General features: G+C 70.5%; 16 protein-coding genes and 1 tRNA gene. 12 read left to right on the top strand and 5 right to left on the bottom strand.

The window, feature by feature from the left end:
• Nucleotides 1–26 precede the first annotated feature (26 nt).
• Genes IEX47_RS10960 through IEX47_RS10935 form a run of 6 tightly spaced genes read left to right on the top strand, consistent with a single transcriptional unit; the run spans nucleotide 27 to nucleotide 7,101 of the window.
• Complete coding sequence (locus IEX47_RS10960) at nucleotides 27–755, top strand: NADH-quinone oxidoreductase subunit J (RefSeq protein WP_229662807.1); 729 nt, start codon at nucleotides 27–29, stop codon at nucleotides 753–755.
• Nucleotides 752–1,066 carry an NADH-quinone oxidoreductase subunit NuoK gene (nuoK, locus tag IEX47_RS10955; RefSeq protein WP_188784021.1) on the top strand — a complete coding sequence of 105 codons (315 nt, stop codon included), beginning with the start codon at nucleotides 752–754 and terminating at the stop codon, nucleotides 1,064–1,066. The genes IEX47_RS10960 and nuoK overlap by 4 nt, the downstream gene beginning before the upstream one ends.
• A 9-nt stretch (nucleotides 1,067–1,075) precedes the next feature.
• Complete coding sequence (nuoL, locus tag IEX47_RS10950) at nucleotides 1,076–2,962, top strand: NADH-quinone oxidoreductase subunit L (RefSeq protein ID WP_188784020.1); 1,887 nt, start codon at nucleotides 1,076–1,078, stop codon at nucleotides 2,960–2,962.
• 55 nt (nucleotides 2,963–3,017) lie between these two features.
• The gene (locus IEX47_RS10945; protein WP_188784019.1) at nucleotides 3,018–4,499 is read left to right on the top strand and encodes an NADH-quinone oxidoreductase subunit M; all 1,482 of its coding nucleotides are present in this window, start codon (nucleotides 3,018–3,020) and stop codon (nucleotides 4,497–4,499) included.
• Complete coding sequence (gene nuoN / locus IEX47_RS10940; protein ID WP_188784018.1) at nucleotides 4,496–6,082, top strand: NADH-quinone oxidoreductase subunit NuoN; 1,587 nt, start codon at nucleotides 4,496–4,498, stop codon at nucleotides 6,080–6,082. Before IEX47_RS10945 ends, nuoN begins: the two co-directional genes overlap by 4 nt.
• Nucleotides 6,079–7,101 carry a polyprenyl synthetase family protein gene (locus IEX47_RS10935; protein ID WP_188784017.1) on the top strand — a complete coding sequence of 341 codons (1,023 nt, stop codon included), beginning with the start codon at nucleotides 6,079–6,081 and terminating at the stop codon, nucleotides 7,099–7,101. The genes nuoN and IEX47_RS10935 overlap by 4 nt, the downstream gene beginning before the upstream one ends.
• A gap of 175 nt (nucleotides 7,102–7,276) precedes the next feature.
• On the opposite strand, the gene rarD is transcribed toward IEX47_RS10935, so the two are convergent.
• The 3 genes from rarD to IEX47_RS10920 form a co-directional block, all read right to left on the bottom strand.
• On the bottom strand, nucleotides 7,277–8,191 hold the full coding sequence (gene rarD, locus IEX47_RS10930) for an EamA family transporter RarD (RefSeq protein WP_188784016.1): 915 nt from the start codon (nucleotides 8,189–8,191) through the stop codon (nucleotides 7,277–7,279).
• A 44-nt stretch (nucleotides 8,192–8,235) separates the two neighbouring features.
• Complete coding sequence (locus IEX47_RS10925) at nucleotides 8,236–10,317, bottom strand: PhoX family protein (protein ID WP_188784015.1); 2,082 nt, start codon at nucleotides 10,315–10,317, stop codon at nucleotides 8,236–8,238.
• A gap of 88 nt (nucleotides 10,318–10,405) precedes the next feature.
• Nucleotides 10,406–11,257 carry a peptidoglycan-binding domain-containing protein gene (locus IEX47_RS10920; RefSeq protein ID WP_188784014.1) on the bottom strand — a complete coding sequence of 284 codons (852 nt, stop codon included), beginning with the start codon at nucleotides 11,255–11,257 and terminating at the stop codon, nucleotides 10,406–10,408.
• A 224-nt stretch (nucleotides 11,258–11,481) separates the two neighbouring features.
• On the opposite strand from IEX47_RS10920, the gene IEX47_RS10915 reads away from it, so the two are divergent.
• The 4 genes from IEX47_RS10915 to IEX47_RS10900 are packed head-to-tail and all read left to right on the top strand — an operon-like array spanning nucleotide 11,482 to nucleotide 15,173.
• Entirely contained in the window at nucleotides 11,482–12,507 is a 1,026-nt protein-coding gene (locus tag IEX47_RS10915) for a sulfate ABC transporter substrate-binding protein (RefSeq protein ID WP_188784013.1), read from the top strand.
• Nucleotides 12,504–13,358 (top strand): sulfate ABC transporter permease subunit CysT, encoded by an 855-nt coding sequence (gene cysT, locus IEX47_RS10910; protein ID WP_229662799.1) that lies wholly within the window; start codon nucleotides 12,504–12,506, stop codon nucleotides 13,356–13,358. The genes IEX47_RS10915 and cysT overlap by 4 nt, the downstream gene beginning before the upstream one ends.
• Nucleotides 13,352–14,164 (top strand): sulfate ABC transporter permease, encoded by an 813-nt coding sequence (locus tag IEX47_RS10905; RefSeq protein WP_188784012.1) that lies wholly within the window; start codon nucleotides 13,352–13,354, stop codon nucleotides 14,162–14,164. The genes cysT and IEX47_RS10905 overlap by 7 nt, the downstream gene beginning before the upstream one ends.
• 10 nt (nucleotides 14,165–14,174) lie before the next feature.
• Nucleotides 14,175–15,173 (top strand): sulfate/molybdate ABC transporter ATP-binding protein, encoded by a 999-nt coding sequence (locus IEX47_RS10900; RefSeq protein WP_188784011.1) that lies wholly within the window; start codon nucleotides 14,175–14,177, stop codon nucleotides 15,171–15,173.
• Nucleotides 15,174–15,233: 60 nt separating this feature from the next.
• On the opposite strand, the gene IEX47_RS10895 is transcribed toward IEX47_RS10900, so the two are convergent.
• Nucleotides 15,234–15,725 carry a YajQ family cyclic di-GMP-binding protein gene (locus tag IEX47_RS10895; RefSeq protein WP_188784010.1) on the bottom strand — a complete coding sequence of 164 codons (492 nt, stop codon included), beginning with the start codon at nucleotides 15,723–15,725 and terminating at the stop codon, nucleotides 15,234–15,236.
• Between the two features lie 107 nt (nucleotides 15,726–15,832).
• On the opposite strand from IEX47_RS10895, the gene IEX47_RS10890 reads away from it, so the two are divergent.
• Nucleotides 15,833–15,913: transfer RNA gene (locus IEX47_RS10890), tRNA-Tyr, on the top strand.
• 99 nt (nucleotides 15,914–16,012) lie between these two features.
• Here the strand turns inward: IEX47_RS10890 and IEX47_RS10885 are convergent.
• Entirely contained in the window at nucleotides 16,013–17,101 is a 1,089-nt protein-coding gene (locus tag IEX47_RS10885; protein ID WP_188784009.1) for a DUF6670 family protein, read from the bottom strand.
• Nucleotides 17,102–17,251: 150 nt separating this feature from the next.
• Here IEX47_RS10885 and IEX47_RS10880 point away from each other — a divergent pair, with 150 nt between their 5' ends.
• Nucleotides 17,252–17,647, top strand: a complete 396-nt coding sequence (locus IEX47_RS10880) for a winged helix-turn-helix transcriptional regulator (RefSeq protein WP_188784008.1) — start codon at nucleotides 17,252–17,254, stop codon at nucleotides 17,645–17,647.
• Nucleotides 17,648–17,686 lie beyond the last annotated feature (39 nt).

Genomic DNA, 17,686 nt, shown 5'->3' with positions numbered 1-17,686 from the left:
TCGCCTTCTGGTGCCTGGCCCCGATCATGGTCGTGGCCGCGCTCGGCATCCTCGTCGTCCGCAAGGCGGTGCACGCCGCGCTCCTGCTCGCGGTCGTGATGATCTCGCTCGCGGTGCTCTACGCCAGCCTCGAGGCGCCGTTCCTCTTCGCGGTGCAGATCATCGTCTACACCGGCGCGATCCTGATGCTCTTCCTCTTCGTGCTGATGCTCGTCGGCGTCGACGCCTCCGACTCGCTCACCGAGACGATCAAGGGCCACCGCGTCGCGGCGCTGGTCGTCGGTGCCCTCTTCGGCCTCACGGTCGGCCTCGCCGTCGGCCAGGTCGGCTACGGCACGGCGGTCGGCCTCGAGACGGCCAACGCCGCGGGCAACGTCCCGGCCCTGGCCGACCTGCTCTTCTCCGACTGGGTGCTCGCCTTCGAGACCACCTCGGCGCTGCTGATCACCGCGGCCGTCGGCGCGATGGTGCTCGCCCACCGCGAGCGCCTCGAGCCCCGGGCCGGCCAGCGCGAGCTCGCCGCCCGCCGGGTCCAGGAGTACGCCGAGTCCGGCCGCCACCTCGGCCCGCTCCCGGCTCCCGGTGTCTACGCCCGCCACAACGCGGTCGACACCCCGGCGCTGCTGCCCGACGGCTCGCCGTCGGAGCTCTCGCTCAACCGGACGCTCGTCGGTCGTCACGACGACAAGACCCCACCGAAGGACGTGAAGGCGATCGAGAAGATGGTCGAGTCGCACGGGGAGGCCGGCCGATGAACGCCGCGGACTTCAACGTCGGCCCCTACATCGTGCTGTCGACGATCCTCTTCACGATCGGCTGCGTCGGCGTGCTCGTACGCCGCAACGCGATCGTCGTCTTCATGTGCGTCGAGCTGATGCTCAACGCCGCCAACCTCGCGCTCGTCGCGTTCGCCCGCTACCACGGCAACCTGACCGGCCAGATCGCGGCGTTCTTCGTCATGGTCGTGGCGGCGGCCGAGGTCGTCGTGGGCCTGGCGATCATCATGACCCTGTTCCGCACCCGCCGCTCGGCCTCGGTCGACGACGCCAACCTGCTGAAGCTGTGAGGTGCTGACGTGCTCGCACTGATCATCGGCCTGCCACTCCTCGGCGCCGCGATCCTGCTCCTCGGGGGCCGCCACACCGACACCTGGGGCCACTGGCTCGGCGTCGCCACGGTGACCGGCTCGTTCATCACGGGCCTCGTCGCCTTCGTCCGGATCGCCTCTGCGGACCACGACGGCGCGCTCACCCAGCACCTGTGGAACTTCCTCACCGTCGGCGACCTCAAGGTCGGCTTCGACCTGCTGGCCGACCGGCTCTCGATCCTCTTCGTCCTGCTGATCACCGGCGTCGGCTCGCTGATCCACCTGTACTCCGTGGGCTACATGGAGCACGACCCCCGCCGGCGTCGCTTCTTCGGCTACCTCAACCTCTTCGTCGCCGCGATGCTCCTGCTGGTGCTGGGCGCCAACTACCTGGTGCTCTTCGTCGGCTGGGAGGGCGTCGGCCTGGCGTCGTACCTGCTGATCGGCTTCTGGCAGCACAAGCACTCCGCGGCCCTCGCTGCGCGCAAGGCGTTCGTGATGAACCGCGTCGGTGACATGGGGCTGCTGCTCGCGATGTTCCTGATGTACGTGCACTTCGGTGCGCTGGAGTTCTCGGCGGTCGCCCTCGGGGTCAACCCGCCCAGCGACACGTCGTACGTCGCGGGTCCGCCGTCGGAGCAGACGCTGACGCTGATCGGCCTCGCGCTGCTCCTCGGTGCGTGCGGCAAGAGCGCGCAGGTGCCGCTGCAGGCCTGGCTCCTCGACGCGATGGAGGGCCCGACCCCGGTCTCGGCCCTGATCCACGCCGCGACGATGGTGACCGCGGGCGTCTACCTCGTCGTCCGCAGCGGGGCCATCTTCGAGGCGGCGCCGGTCGCGCAGACCGCGGTGATCGTCGTGGCCGTCGTGACGCTCCTCTGGGGTGCCGTGCTCGGCTGCGCGAAGGACGACATCAAGAAGGCGCTGGCCGGCTCCACGATGAGCCAGATCGGCTACATGATGCTCGGCGCCGGCCTCGGCCCCGCGGGCATGGCGTTCGCGATCTTCCACCTGCTCACGCACGGCTTCTTCAAGGCCAACATGTTCCTCGGCGCCGGCTCGGTCATGCACGCCATGGACGACGACGTCGACATGCGGCACTACGGCGCGCTGCAGAAGATGCTGCCGGTGACGTTCCTGACCTTCGCCATGGGCTACCTCGCGATCATCGGCTTCCCGGGCTTCGCCGGCTTCTGGTCGAAGGACAAGATCATCGAGACCGCCTTCGGCTACAACCCGCTGGTCGGCGCGCTGGCCGTGCTCGGCGCCGGCATCACGGCGTTCTACATGACCCGGCTGATGCTGCTCACGTTCTTCACCGACAAGCGCTGGAGCCCGGGCGTGCACCCGCACGAGTCGCCGCGCGTCATGACCGTCCCGCTCATGGTGCTCGCCGCGCTCTCCGTGCTCGGCGGCCTGATGCTCGCCGGTGGCTGGATCACCGACTGGCTCGAGCCGGTCACCGGCCACGCCGAGCACGAGCACCTGCCGATGCCGGCCCTCGTGATCACGCTGATCGTCTTCCTGACCGTCGCGGCCGGTGTCGCGACCGCCTGGTTCACCGTCGGCGAGCGGTTCGTGCCGCGCTCCGCGCCGCAGGACGTCGCCTGGCCGGTCAGGGCGGCCCGCGCCGACCTCTACGGCGACGCGATCAACGACGGCCTCGTCGTCCAGCCCACGATGCGCCTGGTCGACGGGCTGATGGTCTTCGACCGCTCGGTCATCGACGGGGTCGTGATGGGCCAGGCTGCGGCCACGGTCGGCGGCTCGCTCCAGCTGCGCCGGATCCAGAACGGCTTCGTCCGCTCCTACGCGCTCTCCGTCGCCGGCGGTGCCGTGCTCGTCGTCCTCGCGCTCCTGGTGGTGAACATCTGATGGCCACCCCATTCAAATGCTCGCTCCGCTCCGCTTTGAACGGGGACCCCGCCAAATGATGCTCTCGTTGCTCATCGCCCTCCCGCTCGTCGGTGCCCTGGTCGTGGCGTTCCTGCCCGGCCGGCCCGGTGACGCGCTGCCCAAGTGGGCCGCGCTCGCGGTCTCGCTGGCCACGCTCGCCGTCGGCGCGGTCGTCGGCATCGCCAACGCCGACACCGGCAAGACCTGGGCCGAGGACCACGCCTGGATCCAGCCGATCGGGGCCCACTGGGCGCTCGCGGTCGACGGCCTGGGCGTGACGATGGTGCTGCTCACCGTCATCCTCGTTCCGGTCGTGATCGCCGCCTCCTGGCACGACGCCGACACCCGCAACACCCGCGGCTTCTTCGCGCTGATGCTGGTCGTCGAGGCGCTCGCGCTCGCGGTCTTCTGCGCGCAGGACGTCTTCCTCTTCTACCTCGTCTTCGAGGCGACGCTGATCCCGGCGTACTTCCTCATCGGCAGCTTCGGCCAGGGGCCTGCGCGCACGGCGGCGGCGGTGAAGTTCCTGCTCTACATGCTGGCCGGCGGTCTCGTGATGCTGGCGGCGGTCGTCGGGCTCTACGCCTTCTCGGCACGCGAGGGTGCGGCGTCGTACCTCATCTCCGACCTGGGGCACCTGACGCTGTCGACCAACGAGGAGCGGCTGCTCTTCGTCGGCTTCTTCGTCGCGTTCGCGATCAAGGCGCCGATCTTCCCGTTCCACACCTGGCTGCCCGACACGACCGGCAACGCCACACCGGGCACGAGCGTGCTGCTGATCTGCGTGCTCGACAAGATCGGCACCTACGGCATGCTCCGCTTCTGCCTCGAGCTCTTCCCCGGCGCCTCGGAGTGGGCGACCCCGGTCGTGGTCACGCTCGCGCTCATCTCCATCGTGTACGGCGCACTGCTGGCGCTCGGCCAGGACGACCTGCTGGTGCTGACCGGCCTCACCTCGCTGAGCCACTTCGGCTTCATCGTGCTCGGCGTCTTCGTCCTCAACGACCAGGGTGTCTCGGGCGCGACGTTCTACATGTTCAACCACGGCCTCGCGACCGCGGTGCTCTTCATCGCCGCCGGCTACCTGATCAAGCGCACCGGCACGCCGCTGCTGTCGCGGATGGGCGGTGTCGCGAAGAAGGCACCCGTGCTGGCGGCGCTCCTGCTGCTCGGCGGACTCGGCACGCTCGGCCTGCCCGGCCTCTCACCGTTCGTGTCGGAGTTCCTGGTCATGCTCGGCGCGTTCCGGCACCACTGGTGGGTCGGCACGATCGCGGTCTCGGGCATCGTCCTCGCCGCGGCGTACGTCCTGCGGGCCTACCGCCTGGCGGTGACCGGGCCCGAGCGTGAGTCGCTCGCGGGGGTCCGCGACGTCGGCGTCCGCGAGGTCGCGGCCATCGCCCCGCTGGTCGCGCTGATGCTGCTGCTCGGCTTCGTGCCGCAGCTCGCGCTGTCGGTGATCAACCCGGCGACCGGCCACACCGTGTCGACCTCCGAGGCAGGAGCGCAGAAGTGACGACGTTCCACAGCCCCCACCTGGGCTACGACCTGATCTGGCCGCTGCTCCTCGTGCTCGGCGCCGCGTGCGTCGGCATCGTGGTCGAGGCCTTCGTGCCCCGGGCCTGGCGCTACCTGACGCAGGTCCTGCTGACGCTGGCCACGCTGGGCATCGCCTTCGGCGGCACCATCTACGTCGCGACCGGCCTCGACGCGCGCGGCGGCGGCGCTGCCCGCGGCTCGGTGGTCGCGGAGGGTGCGGTCGCCGTCGACGGCCCGGCCGTCTTCGCGTGGGGCCTGCTGCTGCTCGTCGCCTTCCTCGGTGTCCTGCTCTTCGCCGAGCGCCACCTCGACGGCGGGGTCTCGGCGTTCGCCGGCCAGGCCGCGGCGCTGCCCGGCACCGACGCCGAACGCCGCGTGGGGGAGCGCGGCCTCGAGCACACCGAGGTCTACCCCCTGCTCCTCTTCGCGGTCGGCGGCATGCTCCTCTTCGCCGCGGCCAACGACCTGCTGACGCTCTTCGTCGCGCTCGAGGTCCTCTCGCTGCCGCTCTACCTGCTCACGGGGCTCGCACGCCGCCGGCGCCTGCTCTCGCAGGAGGCCGCGATGAAGTACTTCCTGCTCGGCGCCTTCTCCTCCGGCTTCCTGCTCTACGGCATCGCCCTCGTCTACGGCTACGCCGGCACGGTGCAGTTCGGGGGCATCGCCGATGCGATCGCCAACACGCCGGGCCAGCGCGGGCTGCTGCTCGCCGGCATCGGCCTGCTCTCGGTCGGCCTGCTCTTCAAGGTCGGCGCGGTGCCGTTCCAGGCCTGGACGCCCGACGTCTACCAGGGCGCGCCGACCCCGGTCACGGCGTTCATGGCCGCCGGCACGAAGGTGGCGGCGTTCGTGGCGATGCTGCGGCTCTTCTCCGTCGCGCTCGGCGGCGAGCGGTGGTCGTGGCTTCCGGTGCTGTGGGCGGTCGCGCTGCTGACGATGGTGATCGGCGCGGTGCTGGCGGTCGCGCAGTCCGACGTGAAGCGCATGCTCGCCTACTCCTCGATCGCCCACACGGGCTTCGTGCTGACCGGCATCCTCGGCGCGGGTGCCGCCCTCGGCAAGGACCAGATCGGTGCGACGCAGGCGGTCCTCTTCTACCTGGTGACCTACGGCTTCATGACGCTCGGCGCCTTCGCGGTGCTCACGCTGGTGCGCGACGCGGCCGGTGAGTCCGGCGAGATGCGCGGCTGGGCCGGTCTGGCGCGGCGCTCACCGCTGGTGGCCGGGGTCTTCTCGCTCTTCCTGCTCTCGCTCGCCGGTCTCCCGTTCACCGCCGGCTTCACGGGCAAGTGGGTCGTCTTCGCGTCCGCCATGGGCGGAGGCGCCTGGCCGGTGGTCGTGGCCGCCGTGCTGACCTCGGCGATGGCGGCGTTCTTCTACATCCGGGTGATCGTCCTCATGTACTTCAGCGAGCCCGCGGCCGACGGTCCGACGGTCGCGGTGCCGAGCATCCTGACGTCCGCCACGATCGCGGTGACCGCTGTCGCGACGGTCGTCCTGGGCGTCGTACCCGGCCCGGTTCTCGATCTTGCGGCCCATGCGGGAGACTTCATCAGGTGAGCACGACTCCTACTGGTCCCGCCCCCTCGAGCGGCCTCGCCCTGCCCGTCGTCGACGAGGCGCTGGCAGCCCGTCTGAAGGCCCGCCTGGTCGAGGTCGAGGAGGCACTCTCCGGCCACATCCGGAGCGAGGCCGACTTCGTCACCCAGGCCGCGCGCCACCTGATGGACGCCGGCGGCAAGCGGTTCCGCCCGCTGCTCGTGCTGCTCGCGGCCGAGACCGGCCCGCGGGCCGCGTCGCAGGAAGTGATCGATGCCGCCTGCGTCGTCGAGCTCACCCACCTCGCCTCGCTCTACCACGACGACGTCATGGACGAGGCCGCCCTGCGCCGCGGTGCCGACTCGGCCAACGCCCGCTGGGACAACCACGTCGCGATCCTCACCGGCGACTGGCTCTTCTCGAAGTCGTCCGAGCTCACCGCCGCGCTCGGCCCCGACGCGGTCAAGATCCAGGCGCAGACCTTCTCGCGCCTCGTCGAGGGTCAGATCCTCGAGACCGTGCCGCCGGCCTCTCCCGAGGTCGCGCTCGAGCACCACCTCCGCGTCGTGGCCGGCAAGACCGGCTCGCTCATCGCCACCTCCGCGCTGTACGGCGCACGCTTCGCCGGCGCCCCGGCCGAGGTCGAGGAGGCCCTCGCGGCGTACGGCGAGATCGTCGGTGCTGCTTTCCAGATCTCCGACGACATCCTCGACATCGCCTCCGAGACCGAGGAGTCCGGCAAGACCCCCGGCACCGACCTGCGCGAGGGCGTCCCGACGCTGCCCGTGCTGCTCGTCCGCCGCGCCGGACGGCCCGAGGACGAGCGCCTGGTCGCGCTGCTCGACGGCGGTCTGGAGTCCGACGCCGACCTGGCCGAGGCGCTCGGCCTGCTGCGTGCGCACCCGGCGATGGCCGAGGCGCGTTCCTACGTGATCGAGCGGGCGCGCGAGGCGAAGGACCTGCTGAAGGTCCTGCCCGAGGGGCCCGTGCGCGACGCTCTCGAGGCGTTCGCCGACGTGGTCGCAACCCGCACTGCCTGACCCCGTTTCCCCGCCGAGACGTCGTTTCGTCACGCGGTGCCTGCGCCGAGACGTCGCTTCGTCACGTCCCGAGCGCGCCGACGCGTCAGTTCGTCACGGCTGCGCCGTTCGCCAGCGTGTGACGAAGCGCCGTCTCGGCGTACGTCGGGCGTGATCTCGCGACGTCTCGGGGAGGTCAGGCGGCGGTGAGGGCCTCGGCGGCGCGGGCGAGCTGGGCGCGGCGGTGGTGGCGCAGCGACTCGGCCGTGAGCAGCGCCAGGGCCAGCCAGACGAGGCCGAAGCCGATCCAGCGCCCGACGGGCATCTCCTCGTGGAAGAGCAGGACGCCGAGGGCGAACTGGATGACCGGCGCGAGGTACTGCAGCAGGCCCAGCACGACGAGCGGCATGCGCGTGGCGGCGGCGCCGAAGAGCACCAGGGGGACGGCGGTGACCAGGCCGGCCGACGCCAGCAGGGCCGCGTGGCCCACGCCCTCCGACGCGAACGTCGAGTGGCCGGTGAGCCCCAGGCCGACGGCGTACGCGAGGGCGAGCGGAGCGAGGAAGGCGGTCTCGACGGCGAGGCTCTCGACGGCTCCGGCGGCTGCCTGCTTCTTGGCCAGGCCGTAGATGCCGAACGAGATCGCGAGCAGCAGGGCGATCCACGGCGGCCGCCCGTAGTCCACCGTGAGGACGACGACGGCGACGAGCGCGAGACCGAGTGCCGCCCACTGCAGGGTGCGGAGCCGTTCGCCGAGGACCGTCACGCCGAGGACCACCGTGACCAGCGGGTTGATGAAGTAGCCGAGCGAGGTCTCGACGACGTGGCCGTTGTTGACGCCCCAGATGTAGCCGCCCCAGTTGCACGCGACGACAACCGCGGCGACGGCGAGCCACCGCAGGCGCCGCCGGTCGGCGACGAGCGCACCCACCGCAGCGCGGCGGCGCAGGGCCACGACGACGGTCGTCATCGCGACCGCTGACCAGATGACGCGGTGGGCGAGGATCTCCAGCGCGCCGGCCGGCTCGAGCAGCGGCCAGAAGAGCGGGAAGAGCCCCCAGATGCCGTACGCCGCGGCCCCCAGGAGGAGGCCGCGGCGCTGTTCGGACATGCTCACCAAACTAGTGGGCCATGCAACCGGTTGGAGAGGCAGGCTCAGGCCTTCCAGGTCACGACGACGCCCGGCCGCGGGAAGTCGTGCGTGTGCGGCCACGTGCTCGCGGGGGAGTCGAACGTCGACCCCGTCGCCTCGCCCGGGTGCTGCACGGCCACCCAGACCGAGCGGTCGTCGTGGGTGACCAGCGGCCCGCACGTCTCCGCGCCCAGCGGCACGGTGAGGAACTGCTCGACGCGACCGCGTGAGGGACCGTCGACCGGGCAGCGGAAGAGGCCGTCGTTGGAGCCGAGGACGTTGCCGTCCGTGGCGATCCAGAGGTTGCCGCGGCTGTCGAAGGCCAGGTTGTCGGGGCACGAGATCGGGCTGACCTGGTCCTTCGGGAAGCCCGAGAACCACGTCTCGGCCGACTCCGGGTCGCCGCAGACCAGCAGCAGCGTCCACGCGAAGCGCGTGCCGGCATGGTCGCCACCCGCCTCGGTCAGCTCGATGACGTAGCCGTTGCGGTTGCCCGACTCCTTCGTGAGCGGGGCGCCGATCGCGTCCCGCACGTACGACGCGGCGAGGGGGTTCGCCTCGTCCACCGCGAACGTCGAGCCGCGCTTGGAGTTGTTGGTCAGCGAGGCGTAGATCCGCCCGTTGACCGGGTTCGGCTGGACGTCCTCGGGACGGTCCATGCGGGTAGGTGCGACCTTGTCGGCGGCGAGCCGCGTGTCGATGAGGACGTCCGCGACGCTCCACCCCTCGACGTACGACGTGGTGTCGCTGGTCAGCGGGATCCACTCTCCGGTGCCGTCGAAGACCCCGTCGGCCGGCGTGAAGCTCCCGGCAGCGTCGAGCGCCCGCGGGTCGTCGCCGGTGAGGCGGGCGACGTAGAGCGTGCCGCGGGTGAGCAGCTGCAGGTTGCGCAGCTTCGCGGCCTGGGTGTCGCGCGGGTCGAACGTGTCCGCGGAGACGAACTTGTAGAGGTAGTCGCCGCGCTCGTCATCCCCCATGTAGGCGACGGCGTGGCCGTTGGGTGCGATCTGGATGTTGGCGCCCTCGTGTTTGAAGCGGCCGAGCATCGTGTGCTTGCGCGGCGTCGACGTCGGGTCGAACGGGTCGACCTCGACGATCCAGCCGAAGCGGAACGGCTCGTGCGGCTCCGCGGTCAGGTCGAAGCGCGGGTCGACGTCCTTCCAGCCCCGGTCGCCGGTGCCGGTGATGCCGTAGCGGGCGTACGACGTGGCGTAGCGCGGGTCCTTCGCACCCGAGGCGCCGAAGTACTGGTTGAAGTTCTCCTCGCCGGCGAGCACGGTGCCCCACGGGGTCGTGCCGCCGGAGCAGTTGTTGAACGTGCCGAGCACGCGGCGCCCCGACGGGTCCGCGGTCGTGCGCAGCCGCGCGTCCCCGGCCGCCGGCCCGGTCAGGTCGAACGGCGTCGTGCCGGTGATCCGCCGGTTGTAGCGGTTGTCCGGGTCGGCTGCGCGCCACTCGCCGGAGGTCGGGCCGCCGACGCGCTGCAGCTTCACGACCGAGAGGCCGTGCGACTGGATCGCGATCTTCTTGATCTCGTCGGGGGAGTAGACGCCCGCGGGGAACATCAGCTCCTCGTTGGTGTACTCGTGGTTGTTGACCAGTAGCGCCTGGGCGTCGTTGATCGGCAGCACGCCCACGTAGTCGGAGTTGTAGCCGAACTGCCGGGCCGCGGACTCCGGCGTCTGCGCGTGCGGGTCGAACGCCGGGGCGTCGGCGTACACCTTGTCGCCCCAGGCCATCACGGTGCGGGAGCGGAAGCCGTCGGGGACGGTGAGGTTGTCGCGCACGTTGGGGGCGACCGGCGTCCAGCCGCCGGCGGCAGCGGTCCCCGTGCCGCCCGAGCCGGCGGTCCCCGCGACCGCCGCCGAGCCGAGCGAGCCGCCCAGCACGAGCATGCCGAGGCCGGCACCGGTGCCACCGAGGACGGCGCGGCGGCCGAGGGCGCGCTGCAGCACGGAGCTGATGTGGGTGTTGCCCGAGGTGTTGGGCTCGGGGTGATCGCAGGCGTTGCCGCACTTGTAGAAGCAGGTGGCGGCACTGCGGGACCCGTGTGGTCCGTCGGTCAGGAGGGGGAGCGTCCGCCTCCGGTTTCCAGTCGTCGTCATGCCTCGTGACGCTAGGAGCACCGGGTGACACCCGCGGCAGCCGCGGGTGTCACCCGGGTGAACTCCATGCATCCCGCAAGTAGTGGCGTCAGGAGCGCAGGTACTTCTCCCACCACGTGAACGGCGCGCGGTACGACGAGGGCGTGTTGTCGAGCGCGTGGCTGGCCAGGCCGTTGCGGCCGGCGTAGTAGTCGGCGACCTGGTCGCGCGCGACGGTCGACATGTCGGTGTCGCCGATCGCGACCGCGTGGATGTGGTACGGCCAGTCGCCCTGGCTCGGCGTGCGGAGCCAGGCGGCGAAACCGACCGCGCGCAGCGCGTGCACGGCCTTCCAGCGCTGGGTGGTGGTGAGCTTGCCGACGCTCACGTCGACCACGCCGCCGCCGTCGTGGGTGCCGGCCGAGGCGGCCTCGCCGCCGGGGTTGTAGGAGCCCTGGCTCAGCACGAGCGAGAAGGCGACCTTGGCGTCGGCCGCCGCGAGCATCCGGCGGGTGCGCTCGTTGACGGTCTTCCCCGTGTACGTCGTGCGCGGGCCGACCTTGATCAGGTGGTTGACGGTGTAGCGGTTGTAGCCGAGCTTCGCGAGCGAGGTCGGGCCCGGCAGGCCGTTCGCACCGAGGCCGGAGTAGCCGAGGTGGCGCTGCCACGCGGCGTACGCCGAGGTCGTGCCGACGCCGTACCAGCCGTCGACGGCGGTGCTGTAGCCCTTGGCGCGCAGCGCCGACTGGACCAGGCGGACCGAGGAGTCGCCCGCCAGGGAGGTCTGGCCGCGGCGCGGCTCGACCTGGGCCTGGACGACGACCTGCTCCATGTTGACGCCGGGGAGGGTGGCGGAGGCGGTGTCGGCGACGGTCACCCCGGTGAGGGCCAGGCCGGCGGTCATGCCGGCGCCGGCGATGCCGGCGATGAGGCGGCGTCGCCCGAGCGGTGCGTTCTTCATCTCGATCAGATCCTTGCTGTGGAGGGAAACCGGGCCGATCGCCCGGCGGGGACCACCCTCCCGAGGGCCGCGCGGGCTCACATCGGTGCACCTACTCAGCCCGGCGTGGGGCACGCCACGTCTCATTCTGTATCAACCAAGATGACAAAGTATCTAAAGACCCCTAATCTTCTCGACATAGACCGGAACGAAGCGGATCCGGCCGTACTGAAAGCGAGAACGACATGGGCAAGAAGCTCACGACCGCAGTGGCAGTTTCTCTGGTGGGAGCGCTTGGTCTGTCCGCGTGCGGTGCCTCGGAGGCCGCGGGCGGCGACAAGGCGACCACCATCAACCTGGTCGCGTACTCCACTCCCCAGACCGCCTTCACGTCGATCGAGAAGGCCTTCCAGAAGACCCCTGCGGGCAAGGGCGTCGACTTCAGCGAGTCCTACGGCCCCTCGGGCGACCAGAGCCGCGCCGTCGCGGGCGGCCAGCCGGCCGACTTCGTCAACTTCTCCCTCGAGAGTGACGTGACCCGCCTGGTCGACACGAAGCTCGTCGACGCGGACTGGAAGGCCCAGACCGGTCACGACGGCATCGTCGCCGACTCCGTCGTCGTCCTCGTGGTCCGCAAGGGCAACCCGAAGCACATCACCGGCTGGGACGACCTGGTCAAGCCGGGCGTCGGCATCGTCACGCCCAACCCGGCCTCCTCGGGCGGCGCCCGCTGGAACACCCTGGCGGCGTACGGCCACGTCATCGCGGACGGCGGCACCGAGGACGAGGCGAAGGCGTACCTCACGAAGTACTTCAAGAACGCCGTCTCCCTGCCCGGCTCGGCCCGTGACGCGCTCACGTCGTTCACCAGCGGCAACGGCGACGTCCTCGTCTCCTACGAGAACGAGGCGATCCTGGCGCGGCAGAAGGGCGCGGACATCGACTACATCGTCCCCGACCAGACCCTGCTGATCGAGACCCCTGCGGCCGTCACCGTCGACGCGCCGAAGGCCGCCGCGGACTTCCGCGACTTCCTCTTCACCAAGCCGGCCCAGGCCGACTTCCTCGCGTCGGGCTACCGTCCGGTGATCGACGGAGTCACGGGTGAGGTGCAGGGCGCCAACGACCCGGCGAACCCGTTCCCGGCGCCGAAGCAGCTCCTCACCATCGCGAAGGACTTCGGCGGCTGGGACGCCGCCGGCAAGAAGTTCTTCGACGAGGAGAACGGCATCGTCACCAAGATCCAGGTCGCGACGGGCACCAGCGAGTGACCATCGCTCCCACCCTGGAACGACCCGGCCGGGCGACGCGCAAGCGTCGCCCGGCCCGGGCCGTCAACGCGCTCTCCAGGTCGTCGAGCCTCGCGCTCGGCGTCTCGCTCGTCTGGTTCAGCCTGCTCGTCCTGATCCCGCTCGCCGCGGTCGCCGTCCAGGCGACGACGGGTGGCTGGGACGGTGCGGTCAAGGTGCTCAGCAACCCGCAGAACTGGGCGGCCCTCAAGCTCACCCTTCTCGAGGCGCTCGGCGTCACGGTCCTCAACGTCGTGATGGGTACGACGATCGCCTGGGTGCTCGTGCGTGACCGGTTCCGCGGTGCCGCGATCCTCGACGTCATCATCGACATCCCGTTCGCGCTGCCGACGATCGTCGCCGGCCTCGTCCTGCTCTCGCTCTACGGCCCGCAGAGCCCGATCGAGGTCAACGTCGCCAGCACCCGGGCGGCGGTCTTCCTCGCGCTCGCCTTCGTGACGCTGCCGTTCGTCGTACGGACCGTGCAGCCGGTGCTCGAGGAGCTCGACACCGACGTCGAGGAGGCTGCCTCCTCACTCGGTGCCAGCCGGCTCTACACGTTCCGGCGCGTGATCCTCCCCAGTCTTGTTCCGGCGGTCGTGGCAGGCGCCGGAATGGCCTTCGCGCGGGGGATCGCGGAGTACGGCTCGCTGGTCCTGCTGAGCGGCAACCTCCCCTTCAGGACCGAGGTCATCTCGGTGCGGATCATCAGCTACATCGAGAGCGGCAACCCGGCGGCGGCCTCGGTCCTCGCGGCGCTGCTGCTGCTGATCGCGCTGCTCGTGATCACCGCGCTCGACCTGGTCCAGAGGCGGGTGACGAAGCGATGGTGAGGACTCCTGCACTCCTGCGGTGGACGCTGCGGCTCGTCGTCATCGCCTACCTCCTCCTGCTGGTCGCGTGGCCGGTCTCGCTGGTCGTGCGCAACACGTTCGCGGACGGCTTCGACGCGCTGTCGACGGCGTTCGCCGACGCCCACGTCGTCCACGCCCTCGAGCTCACGGCCGTCGTCGCGCTCGTCTCGGTGCTGATCAACGTCGTGTTCGGCGTGACGGTGTCGCTGCTGCTCGTGCGCCACGAGTTCCCGGGACGCCGGCTGCTGTCGGTCCTCATCGACCTGCCGATGTCGGTCTCGCCGGTCGTCGTCGGCCTGGCCCTGCTGCTGGTCTACAACCCGCGCGGCGGCTGGTTCGGCGAGGGCCTGGCCAGCTCGGGCGTGCAGGTCATCTTCTCCACGCCCGGCATGATCATGGCGACGGTCTTCGTGGCCCTCCCGCTGGTCATCCGCGAGGTCGTCCCGACGCTCCAGGAGGTCGGCGACGAGCAGGAGTGGGCGGCGCGGTCGCTGGGGGCCAGTGGCTTCCAGACCTTCACGCGCATCACCCTCCCGAGCATCAAGTGGGCGGTCATCTACGGCGTGGTCCTCTCGCTGGCGCGCTCCCTCGGCGAGTACGGCGCGGTCAAGGTGGTCAGCGGCAACATCGTCGGCCGCACCCAGACCGCGACGCTCGTCGTCGAGGAGCGCTACCAGAACTTCGACCAGGCGACGGCGTACGCCACGGCGTTCCTGCTGGCCTCGGCCGCGGTCGCCTGCATCGTCGTCGTCGCCTTCCTCCGCCCCAAGCACTCCGTCTCCTGAAGGAGCCCCCATGAGCATCGAGATCACCGGTGTCAACAAGTCCTTCGGCGACTTCGTGGCACTCGACAACGTCAACCTCTCCCTCCCGACCGGGCAGCTGACCGCGCTGCTCGGCCCCTCCGGCGGCGGCAAGTCCACGCTGCCGCGGATCATCGCCGGCCTCGACAACGCCGACACCGGCTCGGTGTCGATCGAGGGCGTCGAGGCGACCCACCTGCCGCCGCAGAAGCGCAACGTCGGCTTCGTCTTCCAGCACTACGCGGTCTTCAAGCACATGAGCGTCGCGAAGAACGTCGCCTTCGGCCTCGAGATCCGCAAGAAGCCGAAGGCCGAGGTGAAGGCGCGGGTGGCGGAGCTGCTCGAGCTGGTGCACCTGTCGCAGTTCGCCGACCGGCTGCCGTCGCAGCTCTCCGGCGGCCAGCGCCAGCGCCTCGCCCTGGCCCGGGCGCTCGCCGTCGAGCCGTCGGTGCTGCTCCTCGACGAGCCGTTCGGCGCGCTCGACGCGAAGGTCCGCAAGGAGCTCCGCGACTGGCTCCGCCGCCTCCACGACGAGGTCCACGTGACGACCGTCTTCGTGACGCACGACCAGGAGGAGGCCCTCGAGGTCGCCGACGAGATCGTCGTCATCAACCAGGGCCGCGTGGAGCAGGTCGGCACCCCCGACGAGCTGTACGACGCCCCGGCCTCCGACTTCGTGATGTCGTTCCTCGGCGAGGCGACCACGCTCGGTGGCCAGCTGATCCGTCCGCACGACATCGAGCTCTCCGTCACGCCCCTGGTCGTCGGTGGCGTCGAGGGTGTCGTGTCCCGGGTGCTTCGCGTCGGCTTCGAGGTCCGGGTGACGGTCCTGACCGACGCGGGGGAGGAGGTCGTGGTCGTGGTGACCCGCACGGCGGCCCGGCACCTCGGCGTACAGGAGGGGCGGCACGTGTGGCTCTCGCCCGCTGCCGGCGCGGTCACGCTGCCGTCCGCCGGCCTGCCGGCCGGGACGGCGCTCCACGCCGTCTGAGCCTGCTCGGGAGCGGCCGCGGGGCCAGGCTGTCACGGTGACAGCCTGGCCGGCGCGCGATCAGCGGTAGTTGGTGAACTGCACCGCGAAGTCGAAGTCCTGCTCCTTGACCAGGGCCTGGACGGCCTGCAGGTCGTCGCGCGACTTGGACGAGACGCGCAGCTCGTCACCCTGGATCTGCGCCTTGACGCCCTTGGGCCCCTCGTCGCGGATCAGCTTCGACACCTTCTTGGCGTCCTCGGAGGAGATGCCCTCCTTCAGCGTGATCGAGATCTTCGAGAGCTGGCCGGACTGGCGCGGCTCGGAGGCGTCGACGATCTTGAGCGACTGGCCGCGCTTGACCAGCTTGCCCTTGAAGACGTCGAGGATCGCGTTGGCACGGTCGTCGGCGGACGCCTGGATCTCGATGGCGTGCTCGCCGTTCCACTTGATCTCGGCGTCCGTGCCACGGAAGTCGTAGCGGGTCGCGATCTCCTTCGCGGTCTGGCCCAGCGCGTTGTCGACCTCCTGGCGGTCGATCTTGCTGACGATGTCGAACGACGAGTCGGCCATGGCCTTGCTCCTCCTGTGCCCGATGGGCGGTGGCGTTTTCTCAACGAGTGTGGTGCTGCGCTATTCTTCCTTCTCGTTGTCGCCGGGGAAACCCGGGGTGCAGCACTGGCAGATTGCCCGAGCGGCCAATGGGAGCGGACTGTAAATCCGTCGCGAAAGCTTCGAAGGTTCGAATCCTTCATCTGCCACACCACTGAGAACGGCCCCTGACCGGCTGCATGCCGGTCAGGGGCCGTTCTTGCTTGTGAGGCCGGCGCCGGTCAGTGCCGGCCCGGCGGGCGACTCGCTCAGCGGCGCCAGTCCCGGCGGTCGATGTACTCGACGTACCCGGTGTTGCCTGCGACGCGGGTCCCGTCCACGGTCCCCGTGAAGGAGTAGCCGCCGACGTATCCGTTCCCGAGCCCCCAGCTGAAGGGCGTGTCGACGACGCCGGCCAGCTCCACCTGGAGGCCTCCCTCGACCGTATGCCAGTGGAAGCGCGCGGGGAGACGCATGTGCGCCCCGTCGGGCGTGACGGCCGCAACCGGCAGGTACTCGTCCACGGAGAACTCCACGCCCTTCACGCGCGCAACGGAACGCCCGTCAGCCGAGCGCAGGAAGGCGCCGTTCATGGCGACCCGGCCCTCTGCCTCGACGGAGGTGAGGAGGAGCTGGCGACCGTCGTTGAGGTCGACCACCTGATAGCTGAAGAAGTCCAGCGCCATCCGCAGCCACGGGTGCCGGAGCTCTCGGCGCGCCAGGTTGTACGGACCCATGGCCCGGGCGTGCTCGAACGCGCAGGTGCCGGACACGTCGTACGTCGTCCCGTCGTGCGTCACGGTGCCGCTGTAGTCGGCGAGCAGGCTGAGGTGCTTGTAGACGGGAGTGTGGACGAACCAGCTGACCACGTCGGTGCACCTCAGCTCGAGGTCGACCTCCAGCCCGGGAGTCGACGTCACGAGCCGGTACTCCAGGTACGTCCCGACCAGGCTGACGTCGTCGCCGAAGGCCACGCGGGACCCGTCGGCGGCGAGGTCGCACTCGGTGTCGATGCGGTAGCCCTTCCAGAACCCCGGGGTGCAGGCCGTCGAGACGTTGACCGCGGCGCGGTTGCGCGGACCTCCGGGGTGGTCCGGCTCGTGCAGGATGTCGGTGATCGGAGCCCCGTTGGCGCCCACGCCGGTCGTCATCGACAGGAAGCGGATCGGCTCGGGGAGGTTCGGGATCATGATGCCGTTGTGCGACCAGGAGTAGCGGTGGCCAGCCGTGTGCGGCACGATCCCCGCCGCTGCGGTGAAGGGCTTCCCGGACAGGGCGGGACCCCTGTTCAGCAACGGCAGCCCCTTGGTCATCAGCAGGCCGGCTGGCGTGTGTCGGGTCGATCGAAGGTCGGTCATCGGAGGGCTCCTGCGGCGGCTGCCGGGTAGTCGTTCGTGTCTCGCTGGCGGGCCGCGAGGCGCCTGTGGAAACGAGGCATCCCGCTTCCCGGGCTCCTCGGGTACTTCGATTTTCGAAGTGCCCGAGGGAATCGTTGTAATCTGCGCCCCATGTCGCCGTCAAGTCCGCCGCAGCCGGGCCGACCCGTCCGGGGATCGGAGTCCGGTCGCCCGATCATGGCGGCGTTCGACCTGCTCGGTCGGCGCTGGGTCCTGCAGATCGTCGGCGAGCTGGGAGCCGCAGACCTCGGCTTCAACGAGCTCCAGCGGCGGATCGGCCGGATCTCCAGCAGCGTTCTCGCCACCCGGCTGCGCGAGCTCAGCGAGCTGAGCCTGGTCGAGGTCGGCGATGACGGGACCTATCTGCTGACCGAGCTCGGCCGGTCACTCCTTCTCTCGCTGCATGGTCTCTTCGAGTGGTCGGACCACTGGGCCGCTTCGCGCGGGCAGGTCGTCAACGAGCCCCTTGATCCCGCACTCGTGAACCGGCTCCAGCCGGAGGCGTGAGTCGAGTGGCCGAACGGACAGGCCCCGCTGCAACGCAGC

Source organism: Nocardioides phosphati (assembly GCF_014646375.1).
GTDB classification, from domain to species: domain Bacteria; phylum Actinomycetota; class Actinomycetes; order Propionibacteriales; family Nocardioidaceae; genus Nocardioides; species Nocardioides phosphati.
This window is presented reverse-complemented; position numbering and strand designations above follow the sequence as displayed.